Genomic DNA, 16,879 nt, shown 5'->3' with positions numbered 1-16,879 from the left:
CTTTTGAGAGTTGCTTGCTTGCAAATTGTCCTCTTTTACGTGTCTTGCGTGAAGATGAAAAATGGATAGCCTAACTTGTTGAGATAGCTTAATAAGCAATGAGTTTATTATAAAAAATAGCACTGAAGTGCTGGTTGAGGCCCGAGTTAACAAAGCTGGTCATAATACAGACAATTTACTCAGTACTTACCTTGCTCAAGATTTGATAGTTGCTTATTATTCGGGTTCTTGTTCAGAGGATTATAAAAACTATGCGCTATTTAGCTCTCTTACTGATAGGTTGGTTGTCCCTACCAGTATATGCATTAACTCAGGTGGATATCTATCGTGCCGAAGTGGTTATCGACAGTGAGCAGAACGACGGTGAGTCTTTGGCTCGTCAACAAGGTATGCAGGATGTGATTGTTCGAGCGACCGGTTCTCAATCCTCTTTAAGCAATCCAGTGATTAAAAAGGCACTTAGCTCAAGTGCGCGTTACATTTCTCAACTAAGCTATGGGCAGGTTGATGGAAAAGCGAGCTTAAAAATGTTGTTTAACAACGACCAAATCAGCTCTCTTTTAACACAAGCACAATTGCCATCTTGGTCGCCAAATCGTGCCAATATTTTAGTTTGGATGGTTGAAGAACGGGGTTACGATCGTAACATTGCGTGGGAACATTCTGAATCTTCAAATGTTGCAGCACTTCGTAGCGCAGCGAAATTAAGAGGCCTACCAATCACTATCCCGGTTGGGGATTTTGATGATGTGACCGGTGTTAATGTCTCTGATCTTTGGGGCGGCTTTATTGAGCCAATTGGTCAAGCCAGCCAGCGCTACCCAGCTGACGCCGTTTTGGTTGTACGAGCTCAAGGTGAACAAATTCGTTGGACACTCTACGACCAGTCGCCAACGAGAATTGTAGAAGCGCAACGTTCTCCGCGTAGCGGGTCTGCATCAGGTGCTAATGCTATTGCAGAAATGGTGGATGGCATCGCAGACTACTATGCAAGTAAGAGTGCAGTTGTGGTTTCAGGAAAGTCTTCAAAAGCGCTAGCAGTGAAAGTCCTTAATGTAACCTCTGCAACGGACTTCTTCCGTTTAGAGAATGCGTTAAAACAACTTAATTCGGTTGCGGGTACAGAGATTAAGCGTGTTCAAGGGGACGAGTTAACGCTCAACATCCACCTTTTGGCATCACAACAAGCTTTTGAGAAAGAAGCTTCTTCTATTTCTCAATTAATGGTTTTTGAAGATCCTTTAGGTGAAGTTGATGCCCCAGCTTCAACTCAAGAAGAAGAGCCATTGGTTCAGAGTAATGAAGCAAAAGACGCCGCGACGCCAAAAGAAGCGCAGCCTGAAGTACCAGTAGATATTGTGGCAGAAGCAAGTGACGAAACACAGCCAACTCAGCCGATGATTGTGGAGCCTGTCCGAGAACAGTATGACTTGATCTACGAGTGGCGCTCGGCATCGTAATCTCCTTGGTAGCGTTCCAGGCGTGAAACGCAAGGATCAAAGACCAATGTGGTAAGCATAAAAAAGAGTCGCAATAGCGACTCTTTTTGTTTTCAGCCTTAAACCACCTACTTCAGTAGGTGGTTATCATCCGCTTCGGCTTTGCCTGTAAATCTACTCATGCTAAATGCATCTTTGATTTTTCCAGAAGCCAAAGAGGACAAATAACATGAGTAGATACAATCAAGTTTCCTCACCTTAGGAAGAACAGGCTTTGGGGTAATCACTTTTGGCAAAGAGGCTATTTTGTCGATAGTGTTGGAATCAATGAAGAAATAATACGCCGATATGTAAGACATCAAGAGAAGCAAGAGCGAGTAGAGCAGCAGCAATTGGCGCTGGACTAAACAAAGGCCCCCTCTTAGGGGGCTCACACAAAGCCACCTTCTTTAGAAGGTGGTAATTTACTTTCTAAATTCGTATTCGAACCAATGATCAGTGATTGACTGCAATTGGCGTTATTTATTGAATTTCGCTTTTTCTTCTTTTTCTACTTGAGAGAGGCGTTTCAACTTAAGACCTAGCTCTTTGCCTCTCGCTCTAGCAAACAAAATATTGCCAGCGAAACCGAGTGAAGTCAGTATCAGTTCCACTGCCGCAAGCCAGCGTTCACCCCCATCCACATAGAGGATGGTCAGCGCATGCAAGAAATACAGCATAAGAACAAAGTTAGCCCAAGCATGAGTGTAAGGCTTACCAGCTAAAATACCAGGCAACGGAAGTAGTAGCGGAATACACCAAGCAATAGCAAGTGTTGTGCTGCTGAGGTGGGGATGAGGGGATAACGCAAGCTGCCAAATAGCGACCCAGGCTAATAAGGCTAAGTTGCCAAATAAAGCCAGGTAACGATAGGTTTTAGCCTGTGTACCGAGTGGTGTTTGGTCTAAAGAGTCAGACATCGATTAACTATCCTTGATTTTACTAACAGACTTTTAGTTTTAACGCTGCAGTTGCCAGCCTTTTGCCTAATTGTTGTGCCAGGCGAATCTCTTCACTGCTTAGGGTTGCCTCATGGCCTACACTGCTGGCGCCATACGGAGTGCCTCCGGACTGCGTAGTGTGTAACTCTGGCTCGGAATAAGGAATGCCCAAAACCATCATCCCGTGATGCAATAAAGGGGTCATCATGCTTTGTAACGTTGTTTCTTGACCACCATGCATCGAGGACGAAGAGGTAAAGACACAAGCAGGCTTATCGATTAAGTCACCACTGACCCATAAAGATGTAGTCTGATCCCAGAAGTGCTTTAAAGGCGCAGCCATGTTGCCAAACCAGACGGGACTGCCAAACGCTAGACCGTCGCACGTTTTTAGTTCCTCTAGAGTAACAATTGGATCAGAAGGGGAGTGTGAGTGAGGTGACAATTCTTCAACTGTACGCAAAATTGCTTGGCATTGAGGAGTCGATTCGACTCCTCTTGCTATTTGTCTTGCCAGTTGTTTTGTCGAGCCATGACGGCTGAAATACAAAATAAGGATCTGGCAATCCATTTATAAAATATCCAACACTTGCTCTGGTGGGCGACCAATTTTTGCTTTGCCGTTAGCAACGACAACCGGACGTTCAAACAACTTTGGATTCTTCGCCATTGCTTCGAATAATTGCTCATCGCTGACGGAGTCTTCGCCTAAGCCAAGCTCTTTATATTCACTTTCTTTAGTGCGCATCATTTCACGTACAGATGAAAAGCCAAGCTGGGCGTACAGCGCTTTTAGTTCATCCACGTTAAGTGGTGTGTCTAGGTATTTGACGACTTCCGGTGTAACACCATTTTGCTCAAGCAGTTCAAGTGTTTGACGGCTCTTTGAGCAACGAGGGTTGTGATAAATCACGACTGACATGGTTTTCTCCATTTCGTTATTGTAATGCCATGAATCGATCTCTTTGGATCATGAGTTGGTCGATACGGGCATCGTATCGCGCTTGCTCTAAGCTGCCCAACTTGGCCATTTTACTTGCTTCACTATAATATTGAATCGCTTTATTCCAATTTGCTCGCAATGCCAAAATTTCCGCTCGAGCAGCCAACTCTTCATCGCTACGCCCTAGCGCGTGGTAGCTTTTCGATATTAGGTGCCAGCCATTTGTATCTTCAGGATAGTCATGAGTGTATCTTTGAAGAACTCGCGTGGCTTGATCGTTTTTATTGTCCTCAAGTAGCGCATTGGCGTAGTTAATGGTCAATACTTTATTTTGAGGGTTCCGAGATAACGCTTTGCGGAGCATCTCGGTTGCTTTTTCTGGCTGCTTCTTCTCGATGTATAAATCCGTCATAGCGTCCAAGTAAAACGGGTTACTTGGGTCTTGTTCCAGTAACTTTTTCAAAATTGGTTCCGCTTGAGATAGGCGTTTATTGTCTAAATGCACGAGTGCTCGACCATAATCAAAAGCAGGTGTAATGTCCGCAGAGGCTTTCTTTTGGGTTCTCTCAAACCAGCTCAGGGCGGCTTGTCCATCAATGCCAGCGTAACGAGCGACAATGCGCGCGCGAGCTAGATGATAGTCTATTGAAGGCACAACACGCATTGGAGGATAGGTTCTTGCTCGCGCACGGCTATCGGTAATTCGATCTTCAGGCAGAGGGTGAGTCAGGAGCATTGGTGGCGGTTTACTCGCATAACGATACTCATCAGCAAGACGGCCAAAAAACCTTGGCATTGCTTGAACATCAAAACCGGCTTTTGCTAGTGTCGAAATACCAAAGCGATCCGCTTCTTTTTCGTTTGCACGAGTGTAGTTGATTTGACTTTGCATGTTGCCCGCGGTTGCTGCTGTAATTGCAGCCATCCCCGCTTCGGGTGAGGCAATTGAAAGCAGTAGTGCCCCCGCAAGTGCGGCTAATGTGGCCGGAGAGCGGCGTGCTTGTTCTTCCATACTCCGAGCAAGATGACGTTGTGTGACGTGCGCTATCTCGTGAGCGACAACAGAGGCCAGCTCACTTTCTGAACGAGCATGAAGAAACAACCCAGAATGCAGCGCTACATAGCCACCAAAAAATGCGAACGCGTTGATATTACGGTCGCGAATCATAAAGAAGTGGAACGGCGTTTTTACATCATTCGCATTGGCCACTAATTTGTGCCCAAGAGAGTCAATATATTCATTGATGACAGGGTCATTAACGATAGGTTTACTGGCTCTGAGCATACGCATATAGGCGTCGCCATAAATCAACTCTTGGTCTATTGAAAGCGTGCCACCAGCAGCTGTGCCAATGTCTGGCAAGTCAATGCTATTGGCATAAGTTGTCGGCGAACTGATGGCAGCAGCAAGACATAAGCAAACTAGCGAGCGAGTGCGTTTTAACATACGTTTAAAAGGTTCTCCAAAATACATAAGCATGTGGTTACAGGTCGAGAGCCTATTAACAGCGCCACATACGTTTTGGTTATCCGTGAGGATATAAGCTAACAGTAAGACCGGAAATAAATGAATTGGTTTCGTAAATTATTTTATATCCGAGCTATTTCAGCATGTGGTTAAATCATGTCAGAAGTGCTAGCACCAGCTCAAAAAGCCGTTACAATACAACCCTATCATAAGTGCAGAGCAATACAATGGAATCCATGTTACTTGATTTGCGTGAGCAACGTTGTCCTATGGCACTGTTACTTGCAAAGCGTCATGCTGCTGAGGTCTTTCAAGGAGAAGCAAAGCAGTATCATCAACTTGTCATTCAAGTGGTGGACAACAGCTCTAAACGAGACATTGTGAACTATCTTAGTGCCCAAGGGTACTCGGTTGATTGCCAATCTACATCAGAGCACTACACATTGACTGTCTTCAATAAGGAATCCGCATAAGATGTTTGAAATGGTTAGTCGTTGGTATAAACGACGTTTCTCTGACCCTCACGCAGTAAGTCTCGTCGCGATCTTGCTGTTTGGCTTTATCACCATTTACTTCTTTGGACACTTGATTGCGCCATTACTTGTCGCGATCGTTTTGGCTTATCTACTTGAATGGCCAGTTGTCAAAATGTGTCGTATGGGCGTGCCGCGCACTTTGTCGGTTATTATCGTGATCTTGGTCTTTGTCGGGTTAATGTTAATTGCGTTGTTTGGCTTGGTTCCGACGATTTGGACTCAGGTCGGTAATCTAATTAACGATATTCCGAACATGTACAACGGGCTACAAAAGTTTATTGTCACATTGCCAGAGCGCCATCCTGAACTAGCCAATTTAGAAATAGTAGAAACCGTGGTGACGAACGCCAAAAACCAAGCACTGGGGCTGGGTGAAAGTGTCGTCAAAGGGTCGCTTGCTTCATTAGTTAGCATTGCAACGCTAGCGGTATATTTGATCTTAGTGCCACTTCTGATCTTCTTTTTGCTTAAAGACAAAGAAGAAATGCTGCGAATCGCAAGCGGTATTCTGCCGAAAAACCGTAAATTGGCGAATAAAGTTTGGCATGAAATGAACGAGCAGATATCAAATTACATTCGCGGTAAAGTGTTAGAGATTTTAATCGTGGGCGGTGTGAGCTACGTAACTTTTGCCCTTTTAGATCTTCGTTACTCGGCGTTGCTTGCCGTAGCCGTTGGTCTATCGGTTTTGATTCCTTATATCGGTGCGGCGGCTGTTACTGTACCTGTTGCTATCGTTGGTTTGTTCCAATGGGGTTTAACGCCTCCGTTTTATTGGTTGTTGCTTGCTTACGGTATTATCCAGGCGCTTGATGGTAACGTCTTGGTTCCTGTTCTGTTTTCCGAGGCAGTAAACTTACACCCAGTTGCTATCATTGTGGCTGTATTAGTCTTTGGTGGGCTGTGGGGTTTTTGGGGGGTGTTCTTCGCCATTCCTTTAGCGACATTAGTCAAAGCCGTATGGCATGCATTACCAAGCACGGAAGAAAACGAACCTGTCGAACAAGAGTAGTTGTTACCAAAGGTACGATGGTTAAAAGAAAGCCCAGCAGTTTGCTGGGCTTTTTGTTTGTAGAAAAACAATAGCGTTTAAGCGTTTTCGTTTAAGTAGTTTAATACGACTTCGTGGTGATCTTTGGTTTTGAACTTGTTGAACACATGTTCGATCACGCCTTCTTCATTGATCAGAAAGCTAATGCGGTGAAGACCGTCGTATACTTTGCCCATGAATTTCTTTTCGCCCCAAACGCCGAACTGGTCAGCAACGGCATGGTCTTCATCAGAAAGCAGAGTGAAGTTTAAATCATCGCGCTCGATGAACTTGCCTAGACGCTTTACAGGGTCGATGCTTACGCCGAGTACCACCACGTTATGTGCATCGAGTTCGGCTTTGATGTCACGAAGGCCTTTTGCTTGTGTAGTACAACCCGGCGTCATCGCCTTAGGGTAAAAGTAGAAAAGTACTTTCTTGCCTTTAAAGTCTTCAAGAGAAACGGTATTTCCGTCTTGGTCGAGCAAAGAGAAGGCTGGCGCTGGCGAGCCTGCTGTCAGCGTATTCATTTTGATTTCCTTTACTTTATAGTGTGTTTTTAATGAAATTCAGAGAACCTTGTACGTTGAGCGACTTACAAAGTTCATCGAAGTCTTCTTGTAACTGCATCAAATTAAAATCCGCGCTTACAGATGCAGTAATCGCAATATGAAACTGGTCAGAATCGAGTTGAATTTTCGACTTGCTGATGGTTTGCGCGCTAAGAGAGTCTAAACCAATCTGCTGATCAGCGAAGAACTTAGTAAATTTTTCAGTTAACCCAGGGCGGTCTTCAGACTCAATAAACACTTCCATGGTGTAGCTGTTATCGAGCAGTTCGTGCGCCGCTGTGCGTTTCATGATCGTAATAAGGTCATGTTCTTGGCCAAGCAGGGGCAATTGCGTTTCAACTCGAGTCACGCTGCTGGCGTTCCCAGTCAGGAGCATGATCAGCGTAAATTCGCTGCCAAAGATAGCGATACGGCTATCGACTATGTTACAACCAGCTTGAGTAACGAGCTGTACGACTTGGTTACAAATGCCTGGACGGTCCGTTCCAACTGCTGTAAGTACCAGATGTTGCTTCATAAATGAGCTTCTTGTCCTTTCTTCAATAGAGAGATGTTAGCACAGATATTGCGAAGAAATATCGAGCCAGTTCTTTTTTAGTCCATAAAAAAGCAGTCGGAGCTTGAGGGGAGTGGTGGGAAATAAACAGTAAATGCAGGCTATAGGATAAACAAAACGTTTGCATGATGTGCTTGCCTATTGTCTGGCCGTTTTATTCACTTAGATCTGACTTGGCTAACAAGACCAAAGAGTATATTTTCCTTGCTTGTGCTCTTCAGTATTTTCCAAATCACTGATAGATTCTAAAGTCACTCGAAAGCCCAACACGATTATCAATATTGCCGTTAATCAAACCAACTAGAGCAATTAAGTTGCTAGACCTCTAACAACTGATAATTATTCATTCATTTGTACTTTGTAAGCGAGTTTACGCTCTTGTGTTTTTCAATCGCATTACAGTACCATGCAGAAAGAGTTAAATGAGGGAGATAAACATGTTTTCAGGAAGTATCGTAGCGCTGATTACGCCATTCAAAGCAGATGGCGAAGTAGACTTTGACGGTCTGCAAAAGCTAGTAGAGTACCACGTTGAAGCGGGTACAGACGGTATTGTGGCAGTAGGCACAACAGGTGAGTCAGCGACACTGACCATTGAAGAGCATGTGAAGGTCGTTAATAAAACTGTTGAGTTTGCCGACGGTCGCATCCCTGTGATTGCTGGCACGGGTGCAAATGCAACCCATGAGGCAGTAACATTTAGCAAATTACTGGCTGATTCTGGTATTGCTGGCTTCCTGAGTGTGACACCGTATTACAACAAACCAACTCAAGAGGGTTTGTTTTTACATTACAAGGCAATTGCCGAAGCGAGTGATGTGCCTCTAATTTTGTACAACGTACCAGGCCGTACTGCTGTTGATATGCAGCCAGAAACAGTGGCACGCTTGTCAAAGCTTGATAATATCGTGGCTCTAAAAGATGCAACGGGCGATTTGGAACGAATTGCAATTCATCGTGAACTTTGTGGCGAAGATTTTATCTTACTAAGTGGCGATGATGCGACAGGGCTGGATTTTGTGAAACTTGGCGGCAATGGTGTTATCTCGGTAACGAACAATATTGCAGCTAAAGACATGGCAGACATGTTCCATTTGGCAAGTGAAGGTAAGTACGAAGAAGCAGAAGCGATTAACCAACGCTTGATGACTCTACACAAAAACCTTTTCATCGAAGCAAGCCCTATCCCAGTAAAATGGGCAGCGCAAAAGCTTGGTTTGATTGAAGAAGGTGGTTTGCGTCTTCCTTTAACTACGCTTTCTGAAAAATCGCAGCCGATCGTCGGGCAGGCGCTAACAGACGCCCATATTTATTAAGATTGAGTTACTAGGATTGAAGTTCATACTGGGGGCCAAAGCGCCCTCGGTGTTTTAGGAGTATAGATGAAGCTTTCAAGCCAGTTAGTGTTAAGTTCATTAGCTGTATTCGTATTGACTGCCTGTTCAGGTGGTGCCAATCAACGTCGTCAAGCAAAAGATGACTTCGAGTATTTGAACTCCCCCAATTTGGGTGAGTGGAATGTCCCACAGGGTGCACAGCCTCAGTTTTACCCTAACTACGAGATCCCTCAGGGTAACTACGCTGGTGGTGTCGGTAAAGATGTCGACATTCGTCCACCTCAACAAGTCCTAGAGCTTATTCCCGGTGCACGTCTAGACCGCAGTAGTGATGGTGAAGTGACACTTTGGCTACTTCGTAAAGATGAACTAGATAAAGTTTGGCAAACGGTGCAAAACATGGTCGCGGCTAACGAGATTCCAGTTGAAAGCCAAACAGACTCTCGCATCGAGACAGGATGGGTGACTTGGGATTCGCCAGATGAAGAGCTAGAAATTGGCAGCCGATATGAAATCGTACGCGCTGAAGCAAATGGTCGACACGGCTTTAAGGTGAGCCTTATTGACTGGCGTGAAGGCAATCAAGTGAAAGAAGTAACGGCGACCAACCGTGAGCGCTACAATGTGTTCATGACGAACTTGGTCACCGCTCGCTACGATCAAGAAGTGCGTGAAGAAGCACAGCGTAAAGCGCAAGAGTTGGTTAAACAGATCCCAATCACAATGGGTAAAGACCGCAGCGGACTTCCTGTGATTATCGCGCGTGCGCAATACAACATGCTTTGGCAACGTCTGCCTAATATTCTACCTAAGATGGGCTTTAAGATTGAAGAGCGTAGCCAGTCTCAGGGCACAATCACTGCGAAATATGCATCTCCGGATGATGAATTCTGGAACGATATCGGCGTTAAACCAGTGGAGTTAGCCGCTGGTAAGTACACATTCTTACTTGGTGATTTAGGCAACCGTACGTCTATCAATATCACCGACTCCTCTGGCAAGCCAGTAGAAGAAGAGTTTTTGAAATCACTAGCGCCTGTATTGGCTGCAACAGTGAAGCAGTAAACAAAGCGAGCTTAACGCGGCGTGTTTACTTAATGATAGAAAAGGGACCTAGTGGTCCCTTTTTTGATGTTTAGATTAAATGTGTCGAGATGAAGCTGGTGAGTAACTAACGAGGCTCGTTTTTGTTTTTATCTTCTTCAGCGTAGCGCTGTTTATCCAATGTGTTCAGCTTATCTAAATCGTTCTTACGGCTTTTATCCATCTGACCAAACTTCATTTTTGCGGTATATTTGAGTGCGGCAATATTACCAATGACCACGCTCAACACTACAATAATAATGACCCAAGGATTGGTTAGTATTTCTATCATAGAGCCTCCGGCGGCGTGATATTGTGAATAAATTTGGCAACGACGTTATCCAAATTATTCAGTATGACGTCAATCCCTGCAATGTTGTCGGTCTGATTTTGTTTAATCAACTGGCTTCTGAGTACATCAAGCGTCAACTGCTCGAGGCATTGCTGCCCGACAGCGCGGTGACTAATGTGCCAAGGCTCAATCGAAACGCCACCTAAATCGTGCTGATAAGGAAAGAAGAAACCGAACCGACCAAGGTTGGCTTTTAACCATTGGTAGAACGCCTGCTGGTGGCCTTCGAGATACTCCCAAGGTTCCAACTTGAGTTTTGTGTCAGCAGGCAATAAATTGCGCGCATAGACATCAAAATCACAACCCCAATGATGACGACTTCCTCCGGGCAATGCCGACCAGCGCAAAATGGCCATCAATTTCTCTTCGTCATTTAACTCTGCTTTATTCAAAGGGCGGGAGTTGATGTCGAGAATTGGCAACTCACCAGAAAACTTCCCGTTCCAGATGGCTTTTTGGCGATTAAAGTCACGAAAACCACTGGCGATTTCCATTTTGAAACCTGCTTCTGTTGCCGCTTCAATCATCTTTAGCAGATCGTCAGCCACTTCAGGGTGGAGTAGAAACGCTTTTTGCCCCACTAGTGTGGATTGAAGATGAGAATCAGTGATTCCGGTGAGTTGCTCTGGTGTCATTGTGTTCTCGCTGATTACTTCGCCAATAGGTGTTTCAACGTGTTTTCGTACATGTCCGTCAACTTTTCAAGATCGTCGACTTTCACACACTCGTTCACTTTATGAATCGTAGCGTTAACAGGACCTAACTCTACGACTTGACCTCCCATTTGAGCAATAAAACGACCATCAGAAGTACCGCCAGTTGTAAGTAGCGCTGGCTTCGTATCATTGACTTCGGCCACAGCAGCTACAACCGCGTCTAGCAGTGCGCCCGTATCGGTCAGGAATGGGTCACCGTTGAATGTCCATTTTAGGTCGTAGTCCAGCTCATGCTTGTCCAATGTTTCGGTAACACGCTGAACAATTGCGTCATTGTTAAGCTCAGTACTAAAACGTAGGTTGAACTGAACATGGAACTCGCCAGGAATAACGTTAGACGCACCAGTGCCAGCCGATACATTCGGGATCTGGAAACTGGTCGGTGGGAAGTAATCATTCCCTTTGTCCCATTCCGTCGTCGCGAGTTCATGAATCGCGAGTAGAGACTCGTGCACTGGATTGCTGGCTAGGTGAGGGTAGGCCACGTGGCCTTGTGTTCCTTTTACCGTTAAATCACCAGTGATGGATCCACGGCGTCCATTTTTCACTACATCGCCAACCACGTCGGTGCTGGATGGTTCACCAACAATACACATATCGATGTTCTCACCACGTTCCATCAACGTTTCTACAACGCGAACGGTACCATTGATAAATGGCCCTTCTTCATCTGACGTAATCAAAAAGCCAATTGAGCCTTTGTGGTCTGGGTTTTCTTCAATGAAGCGTTCGACAGCAACGACCATAGCAGCTAGCGACCCTTTCATGTCAGCTGCGCCGCGGCCATGCAAGTAACCATCAATAATGGTCGGTTCAAACGGATGTGTATTCCAGTGTTCCAATTTGCCAGCTGGTACCACATCGGTGTGGCCAGCAAACGCAAATAGCGGCGCTTCTGAACCACGTCGAGCCCAGAAGTTCGTGGTGTCTTCAAATACCATCACTTCAATTTCAAACCCGAGTGCTTTTAAGCGCTCGATCATCAAATCCTGACAACCTGCGTCTTCCGGCGTTACGGACTGTCTACTGATCAGATCTTTAGCAAGTGCCAATACTGGACTGTCTGTCATCCTTGAGTATTCCTTTATTTAAGAGTTGAAAATGCTAGCGTATTGATCAGCTTTAAAACCGATATGAAGTTGATCATTCACTTTTAAAATTGGGCGTTTAATCATCGCAGGGTTTTCTACCAAAAGAGCGATGGCGTTTTCCTCGTTAAGTGTGTCTTTCTGCTCTTGCGCTAATTGGCGGTAGGTTGTGCCACGTTTATTGAGCACCTGTTCCCAACCTAAAGCGCGACAAAATTCACTTACCATTTCTGCATCAATGCCTTGCTTACGGTAGTCATGGAAGTCGTAAGCAATATCCTCGGCTTCTAACCATTTCTTGGCTTTTTTGATCGTATCGCAGTTGGGAATACCAAACATGGTAATCGACATAGTCTTTCCTTTTTCTTTGTTCTATTTTTCACTGGCGCGGTTAAGACGCACTTAAGTGATTTGGGCTGTTAAAGCATCCTATCAAGAAGCAATCAAACTGACAAAATGCGGTGGAAAATATTTTCAGATAGATTGAGATAACTAATGTCACATAACTTATTTACGATGAATGCGCTATAAATCGAATAAAAATTCGTCTAAATCAAATGGAAAAGTCGAGTTATTGATCAAACGCAACACCTCGCTGAGCAAAAACGAAATAATGAATCAGCACAATTTTAGGAGGTGTCAATGGAATTGAGTCCTGTTTTTGCAAGGCGGCTATATTTGGCCTTGTTGGTGGAAAACCTAGAAAGGCCGAATGTGCCAAAGTTGATCGAAAAAACGGGGTGGCCTCGTCGTACTATTCAAGATGTACTCAAGGCGTTACCTGGGATCGGCATTGAACTCATATTCGTTCAAGATGGCCGACGTCATAATGACGGCTATTATCAACTTTCAGATTGGGGGCCTTTTGATAGCCAATGGGTTCTAGAGCGGGAGAGAGATATCGCTAGCAGTCTTGGATTTCGTGCATAAGCCAGCAATTGCTGGCTTTTTTCATATTCAGGCCTCATCCATTGCAGCGGTAGGCGGAACCCAGTACGCTAAATGAAGTGATAAAATCTTGTGGGGAAACCATAAAAACGGTGTCCGCATCGATAGCCGCTGCATTGTTTTTTAAATCGTTCATCGCGCCTTGCATCATCGCGTCATTAGTCATGAAAATGTAGTTATACCAATGGCCTTCACTTCCGGTGACTTCGCCTTTGTATTCGCATCGCTCAGGGTCGAATTGCGCGTCAATGCGAATATGAACATCTTGACTTTGAGCATGAGTAAGGTGAGAAGGCATCGTGCAACCCGTTAGAAGCACGACAAAAAGTCCAAGTAACAGGCGTTTCATTAGCTATTTCCCCAATACTATGTAAGCAGCAAAGCCAATCCAGCTCAGAACAAGTAGTGTCCAAGGCAGTTTGCTTGATGAATGGTTTGGCGCATCGTCGGTGATATTGTCTTGTTCGATAATCTCTTCATGCTGACGTTGTTTTTCACGTTGCTGTTTTTTCTTCGCTTTATCGGCTTGGCGGTTGCGCTCTTTTTGTTGTTTCTTATATTGCGCGATGCCTTTTTCGATACCTTGAGCGATAAGCTTGGTTTGCTCTTTGGTTTGCCCCGGTTTCTGCGTGGATTTGGCAATTCTTATCGCTTCGGCTTGAGTTTCTTGAGAAGGCACAGGGGTGGCAGGAGTTCTTTTTTTCATGTTTCTCATCAACGTCGCTGTAAATCTTTGTTTAGTTTACCTGTGTAAGGTGCTGAAATGAACTTCAGTTCTCATATTTGTTGGCTTGCAACTCTGAAACGATAGGTTAAAGTGACGTTTTTATCACATAAAGAAGAAGATGTTGTGCGCTATTCGTTTGACCAATATGACGCCCATGGATTTTTAAAGGCGCCGATCATTTTATGGGTGGGATGGATGTTTCTTGTGCGTTCATGGGTGGTGTTTGCCATGGCTGGTGTAAGTCGTGATAGTGGCAGTAAGCTACTCGCTATTGTTTACCCAGATTCAAGTACGTTGTATTTAGGTTTGGCGATGGGCATTCCAAGTTTGCTTCTTATGTGGTTAATGGGGCTTCGTCATCCCGACAGAGGATGGGTAAACAGAATTACTCGCTATGGTCGCGAGATCACTTTGATCTTGTGCGGTATTCAACTTGCTCAGACCATGTATCATGTGTACCTAGAACATGGAGTGTTTAATTGGGCAAACGCCCTTACCATTACCTTATTAGCTTGGTTTATGATCTATCTTCTAAATGGAAGATGGGTAAAAGACTGTTTTCAAGTGCCACAATTGGCGCACGATGAACAGCAGCATTCAAAGAATTAAAAACAATAACTTCCCACTCTGGGGCAAAGTAATAGAGGAAACCTCAATGTCACAAGCTCAAACGGCGATCGTGCCAGAAGCCGGGCCATTTGCACTGTACACTCAACTCAAAGTGAACCAAAACCGTGAAAACGTATTAGAAAAACTGAAAGCACTACCAAAGTTGGTGGAAGAGTTAAACATTACCCAGCCGGGTGCAGCGCTGACGCTTTCTATCGCATTCACAAAATCGTTTTGGGAACACCTTAATGTAGACGCGCCAGAAGAGCTTATTGATTTTACTCAACTTGGCGAAGGTGACATCGTTGCTCCAGCAACAGACGTAGATGTACTGATTCACTGTCACTCGACTCGTCACGACTTGCATTTTTACGTGTTGCGTAAGTTCCTAGAAGAGACGGCACAAGATGTCACCATTGTGGACGAAACATATGGGTACCGTTACCTTGATGCTCGTGATATGACAGACTTCATTGATGGCACAGAAAACCCGAAAGGGGAGGCTCGCGCTGATGTGGCTCTAGTAAAAGAGGGCCCATTTGCTGGAGGCAGTTATGTTATGGCTCAGCGCTTTGAACATAACCTTGCCGCTTGGAATCGATTGAATGTCAAAGCGCAAGAAAAAGTGATTGGTCGTACCAAGCTAGACTCTATCGAGCTAGAAGACGTTCCTGCTGCATCACACGTTGGTCGAGTTGATATCAAAGAAGAAGGTAAAGGTTTGAAGATTGTTCGCCACAGCTTACCATACGGGACGGTGACAGGGCCTCATGGCCTGCTGTTTATTTCTTACTGCAATACACTTCATAACATTAAAGTGATGCTAGAAAGTATGTACGGCGTGACAGATGGTAAAACAGACCAAATGCTTCGTTTCACAACAGCGGTAACTGGTGCGTACTTCTTCGCGCCTTCGCAAGAAATGCTCGCAGAGCTAGCCATCAAGTAAGTTGTCAGACTTTATTTCTTAAGCCCTCCAATGGAGGGCTTTTGTTTTCGATTTCTATTCCAATCTCTTTTCAAAAAACACTAAACTTTTCTGTTACTTGGTCGATAAGTACTCAAAGCCTTAATTTTAGGACTCTTTATTCGTGGCGATCACCGTTAATACCAATGTTGCAGCACTTGTCGCACAGCGTCACTTGACCAGTGCAACGGATATGCTGAATCAATCCATGGAGCGTTTGTCTTCAGGGAAGCGTATTAATAGCGCAAAGGATGACGCTGCGGGTCTGCAAATTTCCAACCGCTTGCAATCACAAATGCGTGGTTTAGATGTTGCGGTTCGCAACGCGAATGACGGCATTTCCATCATGCAAACTGCGGAAGGCGCGATGAATGAGGTGACCAATATCATGCAACGTATGCGTGATTTGTCGCTACAGTCAGCCAATGGTTCAAACAGCAAAGCGGAGCGCACTGCACTGCAAGAAGAAGTCTCTGCTTTAAATGATGAGTTAAGTCGTATTGCAGAAACCACATCTTTTGGTGGACGTAAATTGCTGAACGGCACATTCGGTACATCGTCTTTTCAAATCGGTGCAACGGCTGGTGAAGCGGTACAAATTGGCCTGCGGACCATGCAGCCGGAATCTTTAGGTAGCTTTTCAATGAGCTCATATCAAAGAGTCAGTTCAGATTGGACGGTTCAAAACGGAAATAATGAAATTGTTATCAGCTACCGTGATAACAATTTTGAAGAGCAGGAGAACCGTATTGAAGCTAAAGCTGGCGACGATATAGAAGAACTCGCGACTTACATTAACGGGCAGACCGATAAAGTGAAAGCGTCTGTTAATGAAGAGGGGCAACTGCAGTTACTCATGTCCCACAAGGACGCCATAAAATACCCTGGACCAACCTTCAGTGGTGGCCTGGCTGATGAGTTAGAACTTGGCAAGTATGTCACCGTAAATAGAACGGTAGATAGTATTGATATTAGCACGGTCGGTGGCGCTCAGATGGCGGTCGGCATTTTAGATGATGCTTTGAAAACGGTAGATGGCAGTCGTGCGGAGTTAGGAGCGTATCAAAACCGCTTTAATCACGCGATCAATAATCTCGATAACATCCACGAAAACTTAGCCGCTTCCAACAGTCGTATCCAAGACACTGACTATGCCAAAGAAACTACGCAAATGGTGAAGCAACAGATTTTGCAGCAGGTCAGTACTTCTATTCTTGCACAAGCAAAACAAGCGCCCAACCTAGCTTTAACTTTACTTGGCTGATGAACGGCCTTGCCCGAATTTAACGTAAAACCTGCCTGTATCGACAATTCGAAAAGAAGCTTTAGCGAAAAATGAAAGTTTTTTTGCTTTTTTATCCGCTTTGTCACGATTACCCCTCCAAACGAATTATTTTCAAAAAAATCCAAAATTTTCTCTAAAGAAAACAGGGCATGCGCCGTTAATAAAAGTAACTTTGAGAGAACTACTTGGTTTTCCGAGACGTCGGAAACCGCTACACCGGAAAATCAATTGGAGAAATCACCA

General features: G+C 44.8%; 21 protein-coding genes and 1 pseudogene. 10 read left to right on the top strand and 12 right to left on the bottom strand.

Annotated elements, in window-relative coordinates:
* Positions 1-251 precede the first annotated feature (251 nt).
* On the top strand, positions 252-1,460 hold the full coding sequence (locus R7Z77_RS15450) for a DUF2066 domain-containing protein (protein WP_042521428.1): 1,209 nt from the start codon (positions 252-254) through the stop codon (positions 1,458-1,460).
* Between the two features lie 224 nt (positions 1,461-1,684).
* Positions 1,685-1,846 (top strand): annotated as a pseudogene (locus R7Z77_RS15445) (transposase); the annotation flags it as partial.
* 111 nt (positions 1,847-1,957) lie between these two features.
* Here R7Z77_RS15445 and R7Z77_RS15440 read toward each other — a convergent pair.
* Genes R7Z77_RS15440 through R7Z77_RS15425 form a run of 4 tightly spaced genes read right to left on the bottom strand, consistent with a single transcriptional unit; the run spans position 1,958 to position 4,809 of the window.
* Positions 1,958-2,398, bottom strand: coding sequence for a DUF2069 domain-containing protein (locus R7Z77_RS15440; protein WP_005380407.1), 441 nt, complete (start codon positions 2,396-2,398; stop codon positions 1,958-1,960).
* A gap of 22 nt (positions 2,399-2,420) precedes the next feature.
* Complete coding sequence (wrbA, locus tag R7Z77_RS15435; RefSeq protein ID WP_005380409.1) at positions 2,421-2,990, bottom strand: NAD(P)H:quinone oxidoreductase; 570 nt, start codon at positions 2,988-2,990, stop codon at positions 2,421-2,423.
* Positions 2,991-3,341, bottom strand: coding sequence for an arsenate reductase (glutaredoxin) (gene arsC / locus R7Z77_RS15430; RefSeq protein WP_005380410.1), 351 nt, complete (start codon positions 3,339-3,341; stop codon positions 2,991-2,993). It lies immediately after the preceding gene.
* A gap of 16 nt (positions 3,342-3,357) precedes the next feature.
* Positions 3,358-4,809: a tetratricopeptide repeat protein gene (locus R7Z77_RS15425; protein ID WP_005394337.1), complete on the bottom strand. Its 1,452-nt coding sequence runs from the start codon at positions 4,807-4,809 to the stop codon at positions 3,358-3,360.
* Positions 4,810-5,066: 257 nt separating this feature from the next.
* On the opposite strand from R7Z77_RS15425, the gene R7Z77_RS15420 reads away from it, so the two are divergent.
* Both R7Z77_RS15420 and R7Z77_RS15415 read left to right on the top strand, forming a co-directional pair.
* Complete coding sequence (locus R7Z77_RS15420) at positions 5,067-5,303, top strand: sulfurtransferase TusA family protein (protein ID WP_005380414.1); 237 nt, start codon at positions 5,067-5,069, stop codon at positions 5,301-5,303.
* Position 5,304: 1 nt separating this feature from the next.
* Positions 5,305-6,378, top strand: a complete 1,074-nt coding sequence (locus R7Z77_RS15415) for an AI-2E family transporter (protein WP_005389843.1) — start codon at positions 5,305-5,307, stop codon at positions 6,376-6,378.
* 77 nt (positions 6,379-6,455) lie between these two features.
* Here the strand turns inward: R7Z77_RS15415 and bcp are convergent, their stop codons facing one another.
* Both bcp and R7Z77_RS15405 read right to left on the bottom strand, forming a co-directional pair.
* A complete protein-coding gene (bcp, locus tag R7Z77_RS15410) occupies positions 6,456-6,926 on the bottom strand; it encodes a thioredoxin-dependent thiol peroxidase (RefSeq protein WP_005380418.1) in 471 nt (156 codons plus the stop codon).
* A gap of 16 nt (positions 6,927-6,942) precedes the next feature.
* Positions 6,943-7,485, bottom strand: a complete 543-nt coding sequence (locus tag R7Z77_RS15405) for a glycine cleavage system protein R (RefSeq protein ID WP_005380420.1) — start codon at positions 7,483-7,485, stop codon at positions 6,943-6,945.
* Between the two features lie 476 nt (positions 7,486-7,961).
* Between R7Z77_RS15405 and dapA the strand changes: the two genes are divergently transcribed.
* Positions 7,962-8,840, top strand: coding sequence for a 4-hydroxy-tetrahydrodipicolinate synthase (gene dapA / locus R7Z77_RS15400; RefSeq protein ID WP_213967825.1), 879 nt, complete (start codon positions 7,962-7,964; stop codon positions 8,838-8,840).
* Positions 8,841-8,906: 66 nt separating this feature from the next.
* The gene (gene bamC, locus R7Z77_RS15395) at positions 8,907-9,926 is read left to right on the top strand and encodes an outer membrane protein assembly factor BamC (protein WP_005380424.1); all 1,020 of its coding nucleotides are present in this window, start codon (positions 8,907-8,909) and stop codon (positions 9,924-9,926) included.
* Between the two features lie 106 nt (positions 9,927-10,032).
* Here the strand turns inward: bamC and R7Z77_RS15390 are convergent, their stop codons facing one another.
* The 4 genes from R7Z77_RS15390 to R7Z77_RS15375 are packed head-to-tail and all read right to left on the bottom strand — an operon-like array spanning position 10,033 to position 12,451.
* A complete protein-coding gene (locus R7Z77_RS15390; RefSeq protein ID WP_005380425.1) occupies positions 10,033-10,236 on the bottom strand; it encodes a DUF2897 family protein in 204 nt (67 codons plus the stop codon).
* Entirely contained in the window at positions 10,233-10,931 is a 699-nt protein-coding gene (locus R7Z77_RS15385) for a M15 family metallopeptidase (protein ID WP_053306708.1), read from the bottom strand. The genes R7Z77_RS15390 and R7Z77_RS15385 overlap by 4 nt, the downstream gene beginning before the upstream one ends.
* 14 nt (positions 10,932-10,945) lie before the next feature.
* Complete coding sequence (gene dapE, locus R7Z77_RS15380; RefSeq protein WP_064354232.1) at positions 10,946-12,082, bottom strand: succinyl-diaminopimelate desuccinylase; 1,137 nt, start codon at positions 12,080-12,082, stop codon at positions 10,946-10,948.
* An 18-nt stretch (positions 12,083-12,100) separates the two neighbouring features.
* Entirely contained in the window at positions 12,101-12,451 is a 351-nt protein-coding gene (locus R7Z77_RS15375) for an ArsC family reductase (RefSeq protein ID WP_005380431.1), read from the bottom strand.
* Between the two features lie 291 nt (positions 12,452-12,742).
* On the opposite strand from R7Z77_RS15375, the gene R7Z77_RS15370 reads away from it, so the two are divergent.
* Positions 12,743-13,030, top strand: coding sequence for a helix-turn-helix domain-containing protein (locus R7Z77_RS15370; RefSeq protein ID WP_005380433.1), 288 nt, complete (start codon positions 12,743-12,745; stop codon positions 13,028-13,030).
* Between the two features lie 34 nt (positions 13,031-13,064).
* On the opposite strand, the gene R7Z77_RS15365 is transcribed toward R7Z77_RS15370, so the two are convergent.
* Both R7Z77_RS15365 and R7Z77_RS15360 read right to left on the bottom strand, forming a co-directional pair.
* Complete coding sequence (locus R7Z77_RS15365; protein ID WP_005380435.1) at positions 13,065-13,397, bottom strand: DUF4156 domain-containing protein; 333 nt, start codon at positions 13,395-13,397, stop codon at positions 13,065-13,067.
* Between the two features lie 3 nt (positions 13,398-13,400).
* On the bottom strand, positions 13,401-13,754 hold the full coding sequence (locus R7Z77_RS15360; RefSeq protein ID WP_064354231.1) for a DUF2956 domain-containing protein: 354 nt from the start codon (positions 13,752-13,754) through the stop codon (positions 13,401-13,403).
* Between the two features lie 144 nt (positions 13,755-13,898).
* Between R7Z77_RS15360 and R7Z77_RS15355 the strand changes: the two genes are divergently transcribed.
* The 3 genes from R7Z77_RS15355 to R7Z77_RS15345 all read left to right on the top strand — a co-directional run bounded on the left by R7Z77_RS15355 (position 13,899) and on the right by R7Z77_RS15345 (position 16,615).
* Positions 13,899-14,384: a DUF2919 domain-containing protein gene (locus tag R7Z77_RS15355; RefSeq protein ID WP_031779045.1), complete on the top strand. Its 486-nt coding sequence runs from the start codon at positions 13,899-13,901 to the stop codon at positions 14,382-14,384.
* Positions 14,385-14,430: 46 nt separating this feature from the next.
* The gene (locus R7Z77_RS15350; RefSeq protein ID WP_005380441.1) at positions 14,431-15,333 is read left to right on the top strand and encodes a Dyp-type peroxidase; all 903 of its coding nucleotides are present in this window, start codon (positions 14,431-14,433) and stop codon (positions 15,331-15,333) included.
* 142 nt (positions 15,334-15,475) lie between these two features.
* A complete protein-coding gene (locus tag R7Z77_RS15345; protein ID WP_213967827.1) occupies positions 15,476-16,615 on the top strand; it encodes a flagellin in 1,140 nt (379 codons plus the stop codon).
* Positions 16,616-16,879 lie beyond the last annotated feature (264 nt).

This window comes from Vibrio sp. 1401, from assembly GCF_033340295.1.
The sequence above is the reverse complement of the archived record's forward strand: the minus strand, read 5'-3'. Positions and strand labels throughout refer to the sequence as shown.